The sequence below is a fragment of the Bradyrhizobium sp. USDA 4353 genome, from assembly GCF_054063215.1.
Window position 1 is genome coordinate 1,892,062 of the sequence record NZ_JBSSGB010000001.1, and the last position, 12,113, is coordinate 1,904,174.

A 12,113-nucleotide genomic window follows, 5' to 3' on the forward strand; every position below is an offset into this window, starting at 1 on the left:
CCGATTGAGCTGTGTCAACGGATTCTCGAGGGCCTGTGGCAAACGAGGCGCCTGCTTCAGGTGAAGAAGGCCAATCGGAATGGATCCACAGGACACCCAGCTCGTCGGTGACGAACGGCCCGTTCAGCAGGTTCGGACCGAGCCCGCAGCGCTCGTTCCTGCGCCGGTGTTGCCTGTCCCCGCGGCACATGAGCCGCGGCGGGCGTGGCGTCGCTGGCCGCTCCTGCTGCTGCTTCTCGTCGTCGGCGCGGCCGGAGGCGGCGGCTATGTGTGGTGGCAGCGTCTGCATCCGCCGCTGCCGCCCGGCATCAGCGTCAGCAATGGCCGCATCGAGGCCGACGAGATCGACATCGCAACCAAATATGCCGGCCGCGTCGCCGAGCTGCGCGCCGATATCGGCGATCTCGTCGAGGCCGGGCAGATCGTCGCGCGGATGGACAGCAAGGAGCTGCAGCAGTCGCTGTCGAAAGCCACTGCGCAAGCCGAGCAGGCGCAGCACGTGGTCGATCAGGCGCGCGCCAATCTCGTGCAATTGCAGACGCAGAAGACGCTGGCCGAGCAGGAGATGGAGCGTACGCGCGGGCTGCTGCAAAATGGCTGGACGACGCGCGAGCTCGCTGACCAGCGCCAGCAGGCGCTCGATGCCGCCACCGCCGGCCTCGTCGGCGCGCAGGCGCGGATCTCGGAGGCCGAGCGCGGGCTCGAGGCCGTTCGCCACGATGTCGCGCTCTACACGGTGCAGATCGCCGACAACTCGCTGATCGCGCCGAAGGCGGGCCGCATCCAGTATCGGCTCGCCAATGTCGGCGAGGTTCTCGGCGCGGGCGGCAAGGTCTTCACCATGCTCGACACCGGCTACGTCTACATGGATGTGTTCCTGCCGACCGAGGAGGTGGGCAAGATCAAGGTCGGAAGCGATGCGCGCATCGTGCTCGATGCCTATCCTGATCGTCCGATTCCGGCCAAGGTGTCGTTCGTCGCGAGCCAGGCGCAGTTCACGCCCAAAACCGTGGAGACGCGCAGCGAGCGTGACAAACTGATGTTCCGCATCCGCGTGCGCGTCGACCCGGATCGCCTGACCGCGCACGCCGATGCGGTCAGGAGCGGGCTGCCGGGGGTCGCCTATGTCAGGTGGAATCCCGACACGGCATGGCCCGCGCGTCTGCAAGCTGCGCCATGAGCACATCAGCGCCGGCTCCGGTCGCGGTCGCGAGGCATCTCTCCCAGCACTATGGCGACGTCACCGCGCTCGACGATATTTCGATTGAGCTTCCCAGCGGCTGCGTCATCGGCCTGATCGGGCCGGATGGCGTCGGCAAGTCGTCGCTGCTGTCGATCCTGGCCGGCGCCCGCGCCATCCAGAACGGGCAGGCCGTCGTGCTCGGGGCCGACATGTCCGACCGTCGCGCGCGGGAGCGGATCTGTCCGCGCATCGCCTACATGCCGCAGGGCCTCGGCCGCAATCTCTACCCCGACCTCAGCGTGCGCGAGAACATCGCCTTCTTCGCGCGCCTGTTCGGCCAGGCTCGCGCCGAGCGCGACTGGCGGATCAACGAGCTGATGCAGGCAACGGCTCTGTCCGATTTCGCCGACCGGCCGGCGAAGAAGCTCTCGGGCGGCATGAAGCAGAAGCTCGGCCTGTGCTGCTCGCTGATTCATGATCCGGACTTCCTCATCCTCGACGAGCCGACCACCGGCGTCGATCCGCTGTCGCGGCGGCAGTTCTGGGACCTGATCGATCGCTTGCGCGCGCGCAGCGCCACCGGCATGAGCGTGATCGTCGCAACGGCCTATATGGAGGAGGCTGCGCGCTTCGATTGGCTGATCGCCATGAATGATGGCCGCATCCTCGCGACCGGCACGCCTTCCGAGCTCAAGGCACGGACCGGAGCCGACACGATCGAGGACGCCTTCATTGCGCTGCTGCCTGCGGAGGCCTCGCGCGATCACGCCCAGATGCCGGACAAGTCGGAGCTCGACGGCGACCATGAGACGGTCATCGTCGCCCGTCACCTCACCTGCCGCTTCAGCGACTTCACCGCCGTCGACGATGTGAGCTTCGAGATTGGCAAGGGCGAGATCTTCGGCTTCGTCGGCTCCAATGGTTGCGGCAAGACCACGACGATGAAGATGCTGACGGGCCTGCTGCCGCCGACGTCCGGCGAGGCGCTGATCTTCGGCCGCTCCATGGAAGCCGGCAACCATGAATCGCGTAGCCGCGTCGGCTACATGTCGCAGGCGTTCTCGCTGTATGGCGAGCTCACCGTGCAGCAGAATCTCGTGCTGCATGCCCGGCTGTTCCAGCTGCCGCGCGACGTCGCCGCCAAGCGGATCGCCGAGCTGATCGACCGTTGTGACCTGGCCGAGCATATCGACGGGCTCGCCGCCGACCTGCCGCTCGGCATTCGGCAGCGGCTGTCGCTCGCGGTGGCGATCGTCCACAAGCCCGATCTGCTCATCCTGGACGAGCCGACATCCGGCGTCGACCCGGTCGCGCGCAATCAGTTCTGGCGGCTGCTGATCGAGCTGTCGCGCCGGGACGGCATGACGATCTTCGTCTCCACTCATTTCATGAACGAGGCGGCGCGCTGCGATCGGCTGTCGCTGATGCATGAGGGCCGCGTGCTGGCGACCGATACGCCGGACGGGCTGATCCGCGCCAAGGGGGCGCAGACGCTCGAGCAGGCGTTCATCGCGTTCCTGGAGCAGGACGCCGGCGTCGCCGATCCGCCGGTCACGCTGACCCAGGCGCAGTCCGCCAGCCATCCGGAAGCTGTGCCGAGCAGCGGCGGCCACACCGGCTTCAGCCTGCGGCGGCTGCTGGCCTATACGATCCGCGAGGGACTCGAACTGATCCGCGATCCGATCCGGCTGATGTTCGCGCTGTTCGGGACGGCGTTCCTGATGATCGTGATCGGCTTCGGCATCTCGACCGACGTCAACAACCTCACCTTCGCCGCGCTCGACCGCGACCAGACGCCGGAGAGCCGCGCCTATCTCACCGAGCTCCGCGGCTCGCGCTACTTCGTCGAGAAGCCGCCGTTGGCCGATTATGCCGAACTGGAGCGGCGGATGAAAAGCGGGGACATCAAGGCCTCGATCGAGATCCCGCCGAACTTCGGCGCGGATATCAAGCGTGGCCGCCCCGCCTTCGTGTCGGCCTGGATCGACGGCGCGATGCCGTTCCGCGCCGAGACCATCCGCGGCTATCTCGAAGGCACGCACCAGCTCTATCTGTCCGATCCCGCCGTCAAGACGACGCGGCCGCAGGCGGCCTCGCCGGTCAGTGTCGAGATCCGGTTCAAGTACAACCAGGCCTTCGACAGCATCTATGCGATGGCCCCGAGCACGATCGCGCTGCTGCTGGCGCTGTTTCCGGCGATCCTGATGGCGCTCGCGGTGGTGCGCGAAAAGGAGCTCGGCTCGATCACCAACCTCTACGTCACGCCGGTGACGCGGCTGGAGTTCCTGGTCGGCAAGCAACTGCCCTACATCGCCGTCGCCATGGTCAACTTCGCGCTGATGTACGTCATGGCCCTGACCCTGTTCCAGGTGCCCATGAAGGGGGACTTCCTGCCGTTGCTCGTCGGCACCTTCGTCTACGTGATCACGACCACCGGCTTCGGCATGTTGATCTCGACCTTCTGCCGTACCCAGATCGCGGCGCTGTTCGGCACGGCGATCCTCACAGTGCTGCCGGCCACGCAATTCTCGGGCATGCTGGTCCCGGTGTCGTCGCTGTCCGGCGTCGCCCGCCTGCTCGGCATGGGCTTTCCGATGACCTATTACCGCCCGATCACCGTCGGCACCTTCACCAAGGGGCTCGGCTTTGCCGACCTCGGCGCCGACATCCTGGTGCTGCTCATCTTCATCCCGGTCCTCACCGGGATCAGCCTGGCCATGCTGCCGAAGCAGGAGCGTTGAGCCATGCTGCGTTCGCTCTCCAACATCTTCTGGCTCGGCACCAAGGAGCTGCGCAGCCTGTTCGGCGACGTCGTGCTGATCGGGCTCGTGATCTATTCCTTCACCATCGCCGTCGTCAGCGAGGCGCAGAGCAATTCGCAGGAGCTGAGCCGGGCCTCGATCGCCGTGGTCGACGAGGACCATTCCGAGCTGTCGCGCCGCATCGCAGGCGTGTTCCTGCCGCCTTACTTCCAGCCGCCCGTCTACATCGCGCAGCACGAGGTCGAGCATCTGATGAACAGCGGCCGCTTCACCTTCGTGCTCGACATCCCGCCGAATTTCCAGCGGGACGTTCTTGCCGGGCGCAAGCCCTCGGTGCAGGTGAATGTCGATGCCACAGCCATGATCCAGGCCGGTATCGGCTCCGGCTATGCGCTTGAGATCATCAACACCGAGGTCGCCTGGTTCGTCGCCCGCTCCGAGACATCGACGCAGGCGCCGGTCAATCTGGTGACGCGGATCGCCTTCAATCCCAACGTCACGACCGCCTGGTTCGAGGGCGTGATGGGCATCATCAACAGCGTGACGATGCTGGCGATCATCCTGGCCGGCGCCGCGCTGGTGCGCGAGCGCGAGCATGGCACGATGGATCATCTCCTGGTGATGCCGCTGTCGCCGTTCGAGATCGCGATGTCGAAGATCTGGGCCAATGCGCTGGTCATCGCGGTCGCCGTTGCCATCGCGCTCTACCTGGTCGTGCGCTGGTATCTGCAGGTGCCGATCATGGGCTCGATCCCGCTGTTTCTCGGCGGCACCGTGCTCTATTTGTTTTTCGCGACCGCGGTCGGCCTGTTCCTCGGCACCATCGCGCGCTCGATGCCGCAGCTCGGGCTGCTCTACATCCTCGTCGCCGTGCCGATCAACATGCTCTCCGGCGGGATGACGCCGGTCGAGAGCCAGCCTTTGTGGCTGGCGACAATCATGAAAGCCTCGCCATCGACGCACTTCGTGTCGTTCGCTCAGTCGATCCTCTATCGCGGCGCCGGCCTCGATGTGGTGTGGCCGCAATTCCTCGCCGTGGCCGTCACCGCCGCGCTGGTGCTGTGGCTGACCCTGCGGCGATTCCGGGCCGCGATCGCGGCGGCTTGAGCTCAGCAAAAAGGCCCCGGCGGTGCCGAGGCCTGTGCGCGCAGATGACGTTGCTGCTGCGATCAGTAGCGGGCGACGACCGGGCTGCCGAGCTTGTAGTTCACGCCGATCCGGACGGTGTGGAACGAGAAATCCTGCGACAGCCTTTCGCGATAATTGAAGCCGGGGGGAGCGAAGGTGCTGCCCGGCACATAGGCGGATGAATAGTTGATGCTGCCGAGATCGGTGTAGAGATATTCGGCCTTGACCGTCCAGTTCGGTGCGAACGCGTGCTCCACGCCGGCGCCGACCGTCCAGCCGGCCTTCGTCTCGTTGGCAGATCCGGTCTTGCTGTAGCCATTGCCGGAGGTCAGATCCCAGCTGCCCTTGACGTTGCCAACCGCGAGGCCGCCCGTGACGTAGAACAGCGTGGTGTCGACCGCATAGCCCGCGCGGCCGCGGAGCGTCATGAACCAGTCGCTGCGGATGCTCTCGTTGAACGTCCGGGTGGTCGGCGCATTGGGCGCCGTATAGATGACGCGCTTGTTGATGTCCGTGCCGTTGATGTCGGCCTCGATGCCGAACACACCCGCGCCGCTCTGCCAGTTGTAGCCGGCCTGAAGGCCACCCAACACGCCGGCCGGATTGAGCCTGTTGTTGCTGATGCTGACGAACTGATTCTGGAAGGCGGCGCCTTCGAGCTGCCAGTCGCTGGTCTGGTCGAGGGTCGTGCCGAGGTTCGAGCGGCCCCAGCCATAGCCGACGTTGCCGCCGAAGTAACCGCCGGTCCAGTTGTAGATCGCGGCCGGAGGCGGAGCCTTGGTGTAGCGCGCCGGCAGATCGGCGGCGAAGGCGCTGAGCGAGCTCGTGATGAGCAGAGCGACGGCGGAGGCAAGCGTTTTCATGGTCACAATCCCTCATCAAATTCAGCAATGTTCGGACATACTCCTCTCACATTTCGGGCTGCGCGGCTGTCATCGAACTACAACACTCGTGTTCGTATGCGTCTGTGATCACGTCACTAAGTATCTGTGATTACGTCACTTTCGGAGCTCGTCCGCTTAACCCTAAGAACCCGTAAATGCACCCGCGCGGGCTCCCGGCCGGTCGACCAACACGTTCCTGCCGATGATAACCGAGACAATTCGATGCATTCGCTTAGGCAAGGATTTGCCAACCATCAGAACGCGCTGTGCAGGCCGCTAACGATTTCGCAAAGCGCGCCCGTGCACTTTCGGCGTGTCCTGAGGGGACGGAGAGGGGAGAGCGATCATGACGATGAATGGGGAAGCGGTTCTCGAAAACGTGCGGCGCTATCGTACCGTCGCGTCCTTGTACCGGCAGACTGCGGCATTTCGTCCCCATCAGCGCGACTCGTTGCTGGCGCAGGCCGCGGAATGGGAAAGCCGGGCCGTCGCCGAGCTCGAAGCCTATTTCGTCGCGCGCCAGGCGCCGTCGCAGCCGCCGGCCAATCTGAACTATCACGCACCCTCCTACACGCCGTCGCCCTGGCAGTTCGCCGCGGCATAGCTCGACAAACAGTTCGTCCGTCTCGCAGCGCGGTCCGCGCCCGAGTTGTTGCGACGATGGACCCTCCCGACGTGAGAGGGGCAGGGAAGACCAGGCGCCGACCGGCGCCTGCGGCCCCCGTGCGAGAAGAATGCACGGGGCAGGAACCACAGGCTCGGCCGGGCATCCCGGCCTTCCCTGCACGATGGGCTACGGCTTATACGCGCTCTCCTCGGTGCACCGGGCTTTCTGGCCACCGTTGCGCATGACGCTCACGTCAGCGCGGACACCAGCATCGGGGTGTCAGGACCACACGACTTCACCGTCCACCGCGAACCGTTCGTCGGCACGCCCGAAGGCATGCTGCGATCCGCCGTGGCCATCGCTCCCCGCCTCGCGTGTCGTGACGACCGCGATACGCCCTCTGCCCGAGGCGGTGTGGGCACAGCAGACACCAGATTCCGAAATAACGAAAGTGGAATATTTTTGCGCTGGCACCTGGACAGAGGTCATCGCGTTGAGGCCGCGTGTGAAATTGGTCTTGAGGCGCACGCGTCTTCGGCCGTGGAGGGGAGTTGTTTGAAGCGCCGCCGCGTCTCGATCTGCCCGACGGGCGACTCATTGTCCCCAGGGATCACGACGCGTGAGTTGCTCCAGGACGTGGTCAATAACCGGCGTCCTCCCGGGCAAGCCTTGGCGTCGCGACGCGATGTCAGGGTGCCGACCGGGGACCCATAGCCACAGGCCGTCGTTGTGGTGAAGAACGCCGCTCCAGCGTGCGCAACACGGATAGCACGGAGTATGGATCCCGGATCTGCGTTCGACCACGCTATCGCGTGTTCGGACTTGTCCGGGATGACGGTGGAGGGTGGGGCTACTCCGTTGACATGCGTGCTGCAGCGAGCAGGCCGATCAGTGCGGTCAGCGCGGCGACGCTCATCGCATTGATGGAAATCAGCGAGGGATAGTTGGCGTCGGCGACCTGCATCACGGGGGCGCCGAGGCGGGAATCGATCAGCAGATACGACGCGAATGGCAGCGCCAGCAGCGGCAGCGAGCGCAGGCGTTCGTCCGGCCGGAACAGCAGCGCGCCGAGCAGGGCGCAGGGAATCAGAAACAGCTCGACGCCGCTGTGCGCGCCGAACAGCTTGACGCAGAACACGGTGTTGAGCGTGCCCGCCAGCACCATCAGGGCGCGGCCGGCGAACGGATTGCGCCGCGCCAGCACCGGCACGCTGGCGAACAATGGCGTCGTCAGCAGCGTCAGCCAGGCCGGCCAGGCGGCGGTGCCGGCGATGGCGTGGAGATAAAGCGGGTAGAAGGGCTGGTTGGAGACGATCACCAGCGCCACCTTGGCGGCGATGTCGGATTGCGGATCGTCGGCCGATGCATAGGCCTGCACCGCGGCCAGCCAACGCCCGAACATGTTACGCATTCAAGTCCCTCATCCCGCTACGCTTTTGCACATCGCATCCGTTTCGGAAACGCACCCGCATGAGTGCCGGATCATGCGGCGCCACTGACCGGGATCATGCGTTCAGCGCCGTCCGCAGCATGCGGGCGAGATCCGCGCTCTGATAGGGTTTCGTGAGCAGCAGCACGCCGGCGTCGAGCCGGCCGTGGTGCACGATCGCGTTCTCCGTATAGCCTGACGTGTAGAGCACCTTCAGGTTCGGGCGCCGCTTCAAGGCCTCGATCGCGAGCTGACGGCCGTTCATGCCGCCGGGCATGATGATGTCGGTGAACAAGAGGTCGATGCGGGCCGGACTGTCGATCAGCGCTAGCGCCTCATCCGCCTTGCTGGCGGCGAGCGTGGTGTAGCCGAGCCGCTTGATCTGGGCGATGACATATTCGCGCACCAGCGCATCGTCCTCGACGATCAGGATCGATTCGTCGCCGCGCTCCACGCCGGCGGTGTTGGCGGCCGACAGCAGCGCCTCCGCGTCGACGGTGGCCTGTGGCAAATACAGCTTCACCGAGGTGCCGTGATCGGGCTCGCTGTAGATCTTGATGTGGCCATTGGACTGCTTGACGAAGCCGTAGACCATGCTGAGCCCGAGGCCGACGCCCTTGCCGACATCCTTGGTCGTGAAGAACGGCTCGAACACCTTGTCGAGCAGGTTGGCCGGAATGCCGATGCCGGTGTCGCTGACCGCGATCATCACGTAGTTGCCGGGGATCACCTCCGGATTCATCCGCGCATAGGCGTCGTCGAGCAGGACGTTCTTGGTCTCCAGCGTCAGCTTGCCGCCATTGGGCATGGCGTCGCGCGCGTTCAGCGCGAGGTTGAGGATCGCGGTCGAGAGCTGGCTCGGATCGATCATCGCCGGCGAGGAATCGTGCGCCAGCATGGATTCGATCTCGATCTGCTCGCCGAGCGTCCGCCGCAGCAGGCGTGCGGTATCGACCACCATGCCGTTGATGTCGACGCTGCGCGGCTGCAGCGGCTGGCGCCGGGCGAAGGCCAGCAGATGCTTGGTCAGGTCGGCGCCGCGCGCGGCGGCCGAGTTGATCAGGCTGGTGATCTGCACCAATTGCGGCCGGTCCTTCACGGCTTCGGCGAGGATCTCGATGGTGCCGGTGATCACCGTCAGAATGTTGTTGAAGTCGTGGGCCACGCCGCCGGTGAGCTGGCCGATCGCCTCCATCTTCTGCGCCTGGCGGACCTGCGTCTCGGTGGCCTCGATCTCCTGAAAGCGCTTGACCATGGCTTCGGCGGTGCGGCGCTGCCGCGTCTCCTCCTCGAGCTGCGCATAGGCCTGCTTCAGTTCGGCGCGGGAGGGCATCGTCAGCACCCGCGGCAGCAGCAACAGCATCGCGGCGGCGATGCCGGAGGACATGAACGCCAGGAAGCCCTTGGTCGTCGCCTCCAGCACATAGGCCGGCACCCAGAGCGTCAGCACCTCGATCAGCCGGGTCAGCCCGCACACCGACACCCACAGCGCGAACGCCCAGAAGATGTAGCTGAACTGAAAGTCGCGGCGGCGATAGACGATATAGGCGAGCACGAAGGCGATCGTGAAGAAGGCAAAGGAGATCAGGGTGTCGGAGATCGCATTCACCCAGATGAGTTCAGGCGACCACAGCAGGCACTCGCCATGCGGCGTGAGCTTCGACATGTCCGGTAATCCCCACAGCGTCTGGCCGGCGGATCGTGTTGTCCCCGCGATCCGGCCGCTTCCCTGAGCAGATCATTCAAATTTCCCGTTGAGCACACAAGCGTGCTGAGTGCCGCGATGTAAAGATCGGTAGATGCGCACCGTGCATTCGGCAACTCCCGCGACGAACGTCGGAGATTGCGAGGCGCGGTCGAGACCGATGTTCAAAGGCCGGTCAGTTGACTCGGTGTACCGAAAGGTACAGAGTAGTCGAATTGGTACAATGGAGAGCTTTCATGACTGCGCTCGCACCTCCCTTCAACTTGCAGACCGCCACCCAGAAGGTGCGGATGGCCGAGGACGGCTGGAACAGCCGGAATCCCGAGCGCGTATCGCTGGTCTACACGCCGGACAGCCGCTGGCGGAATCGCGCCGAGTTCATCACCGGCCGCGCCGAGATCGTCGCCTTCCTCACCCGCAAATGGGCGAAGGAGCTCGATTACCGGCTGATCAAGGAGATCTGGGCGCACAGCGACAACAGGATCGCGGTGCGCTTTGCCTATGAGTGGCATGACGACAGCGGCAACTGGTTCCGGTCCTATGGCAACGAGAACTGGGAGTTCGACGCCGAGGGGCTGATGCAGCGCCGCTACGCGTGCATCAATGATCTGCCGATCAAGGAAGCTGACCGCAAATTCCACTGGCCGCTCGGGCGCCGGCCGGACGATCATCCGGGGCTGACCGACCTCGGTCTCTGAGCAGGCGCGCGATGCGGACGCTGAACGAGCGCGCCGACGTCATCCCGCTGATTGCCGAGGTGTTCCGCGAGCACGGCTTCGAGGGCACCTCGCTCAGCCGCATCACCGAGACCACGGGCCTCGGCAAAGGCAGCCTGTATCACTTCTTCCCCGGCGGGAAGGACGAGATGGCGCGTGCCGTGCTCGCGCATGTCGACGGCTGGTTCGAGCGCGAGATCTATGCGCCGTTGCGCGACGACGCGCCGGAGGTAGCGATCGCGCGGATGTGGCGCGGCGTCGACGACTACTTCCGCTCCGGCCGGCGGGTGTGCCTGGTCGGCGCCTTTGCGCTCGACGGGACGCGGGACCGCTTCGCCGCTGTAATCGCCAGCTACTTCACGCGCTGGATCGCGGCCTTGCGCGATGCGCTGATGCGCGCCGGCTGGCCTGCGGCGCCGGCCGCAGACAGCGCCGAGGAGGTCGTGCTCGGCATCCAGGGCGCCCTGGTGCTGGCGCGGGCGACCGATGATCAGGCCGTGTTCGGTCGCGCGCTGGCGCGGTTCCAGAGGCGGTTGCGACACGCCCCGCGCTGACGACGGAACTGCCTCCTCAAGCGGCAATGCGCGGGCTGAAATATCGGCGCGCGGCGTCGGTGAAATCGTGGTTGTGTTGGGCGCAACGTCCCAAGCAGCGGCGACATCACGGGAGGTCCGGCATGAACGGCTTAGGCGGTCTGAATAAATCCGAACACGGCGTGGTCATCGGCCTGGTGCAACTTCAGTTGCCGGTCGTCGTGACCAAGGAGGATCTCGCGCGGCAGACCGAGAAGATCGTCTGGATGGTCGGCAAGGCCCGGCGCAATCTCGGCACCATGGATCTCGTGGTCTTCCCGGAATATTCGCTGCACGGCCTGTCGATGGACACCAACCCGGAGATCATGTGCCGGCTCGACGGGCCGGAAGTCGCCGCGTTCAAGCAGGCCTGCATCGATAACAAGATCTGGGGCTGCTTCTCCATCATGGAGTACAACCCCGACGGCAATCCCTACAATTCCGGCCTGATCATCGACAGCAATGGCGACATCAAGCTGTATTACCGCAAGCTGCATCCGTGGATTCCGGTCGAGCCGTGGGAGCCGGGCGACCTCGGCATCCCCGTGATCGAGGGACCGCGCGGCGCCAAGATCGCACTGATCATCTGCCATGACGGCATGTTCCCGGAGATGGCGCGGGAGTGCGCCTACAAGGGCGCGGAGATCATGATCCGCACCGCCGGCTACACCGCGCCGATCCGCGACAGCTGGCGCTTCACCAACCAGGCCAACGCGTTCCAGAACCTGATGGTAACAGCCAATGTCTGCATGTGCGGCTCCGACGGCTCGTTCGATTCGATGGGCGAGGGCATGATCGTCAATTTCGACGGCAGCATTCTCGCTCATGGCACGACGGGCCGGGCCGATGAGATCATCACCGCGGAGGTGCGTCCCGATCTCGTGCGCGAGGCGCGGCTCGGCTGGGGCGTCGAGAACAACATCTATCAGCTCTGGCATCGCGGCTATGTCGCGGTGAAGGGCGGCGCGATGGATTGCCCCTACACCTTCATGCACGACATGGTCGCCGGCACCTACCGCTTGCCGTGGGAGGACCAGGTCAAGATCACCGACGGCACCTCCTGCGGCTTCCCGGCGCCGACGCGCGTGTTCGGCAGGATTGCCAAGGCGGCGGAGTGACCGGCGGCC

11 protein-coding genes are annotated in these 12,113 nt (G+C 65.3%); 7 read left to right on the forward strand and 4 right to left on the reverse strand.

Annotated elements, in window-relative coordinates; translation table 11 throughout:
* Positions 1-79: 79 nt before the first annotated feature.
* Genes ACVILH_RS08510 through ACVILH_RS08520 form a run of 3 tightly spaced genes read left to right on the forward strand, consistent with a single transcriptional unit; the run spans position 80 to position 5,052 of the window.
* The gene (locus tag ACVILH_RS08510) at positions 80-1,180 is read left to right on the forward strand and encodes an HlyD family secretion protein (RefSeq protein WP_456712484.1); all 1,101 of its coding nucleotides are present in this window, start codon (positions 80-82) and stop codon (positions 1,178-1,180) included.
* Positions 1,177-3,924 carry a ribosome-associated ATPase/putative transporter RbbA gene (gene rbbA, locus ACVILH_RS08515; protein WP_456712485.1) on the forward strand — a complete coding sequence of 916 codons (2,748 nt, stop codon included), beginning with the start codon at positions 1,177-1,179 and terminating at the stop codon, positions 3,922-3,924. The genes ACVILH_RS08510 and rbbA overlap by 4 nt, the downstream gene beginning before the upstream one ends.
* Positions 3,925-3,927: 3 nt before the next feature.
* Positions 3,928-5,052 (forward strand): ABC transporter permease, encoded by a 1,125-nt coding sequence (locus ACVILH_RS08520; protein WP_456712486.1) that lies wholly within the window; start codon positions 3,928-3,930, stop codon positions 5,050-5,052.
* 62 nt (positions 5,053-5,114) lie between these two features.
* On the opposite strand, the gene ACVILH_RS08525 is transcribed toward ACVILH_RS08520, so the two are convergent.
* Positions 5,115-5,936, reverse strand: coding sequence for an outer membrane protein (locus ACVILH_RS08525; protein ID WP_456712487.1), 822 nt, complete (start codon positions 5,934-5,936; stop codon positions 5,115-5,117).
* Between the two features lie 367 nt (positions 5,937-6,303).
* Here ACVILH_RS08525 and ACVILH_RS08530 point away from each other — a divergent pair, with 367 nt between their 5' ends.
* Positions 6,304-6,561: a hypothetical protein gene (locus ACVILH_RS08530; protein WP_456712488.1), complete on the forward strand. Its 258-nt coding sequence runs from the start codon at positions 6,304-6,306 to the stop codon at positions 6,559-6,561.
* A gap of 282 nt (positions 6,562-6,843) precedes the next feature.
* On the opposite strand, the gene ACVILH_RS08535 is transcribed toward ACVILH_RS08530, so the two are convergent.
* From ACVILH_RS08535 to ACVILH_RS08545, 3 genes are all read right to left on the reverse strand, one after another.
* Positions 6,844-7,092, reverse strand: a complete 249-nt coding sequence (locus ACVILH_RS08535) for a hypothetical protein (protein ID WP_456712489.1) — start codon at positions 7,090-7,092, stop codon at positions 6,844-6,846.
* Positions 7,093-7,414: 322 nt separating this feature from the next.
* Complete coding sequence (locus ACVILH_RS08540; protein WP_456712490.1) at positions 7,415-7,975, reverse strand: hypothetical protein; 561 nt, start codon at positions 7,973-7,975, stop codon at positions 7,415-7,417.
* Between the two features lie 94 nt (positions 7,976-8,069).
* Positions 8,070-9,659, reverse strand: coding sequence for an ATP-binding protein (locus ACVILH_RS08545; protein WP_456712491.1), 1,590 nt, complete (start codon positions 9,657-9,659; stop codon positions 8,070-8,072).
* Positions 9,660-9,934: 275 nt separating this feature from the next.
* On the opposite strand from ACVILH_RS08545, the gene ACVILH_RS08550 reads away from it, so the two are divergent.
* The 3 genes from ACVILH_RS08550 (at position 9,935) to ACVILH_RS08560 (ending at position 12,104) form a co-directional block, all read left to right on the forward strand.
* Positions 9,935-10,396, forward strand: coding sequence for a nuclear transport factor 2 family protein (locus ACVILH_RS08550; protein ID WP_456712492.1), 462 nt, complete (start codon positions 9,935-9,937; stop codon positions 10,394-10,396).
* A gap of 11 nt (positions 10,397-10,407) precedes the next feature.
* On the forward strand, positions 10,408-10,968 hold the full coding sequence (locus ACVILH_RS08555) for a TetR/AcrR family transcriptional regulator (protein WP_456712493.1): 561 nt from the start codon (positions 10,408-10,410) through the stop codon (positions 10,966-10,968).
* A gap of 122 nt (positions 10,969-11,090) precedes the next feature.
* Entirely contained in the window at positions 11,091-12,104 is a 1,014-nt protein-coding gene (locus ACVILH_RS08560) for a formamidase (RefSeq protein WP_456712494.1), read from the forward strand.
* The last annotated feature ends 9 nt before the right edge of the window (positions 12,105-12,113 follow it).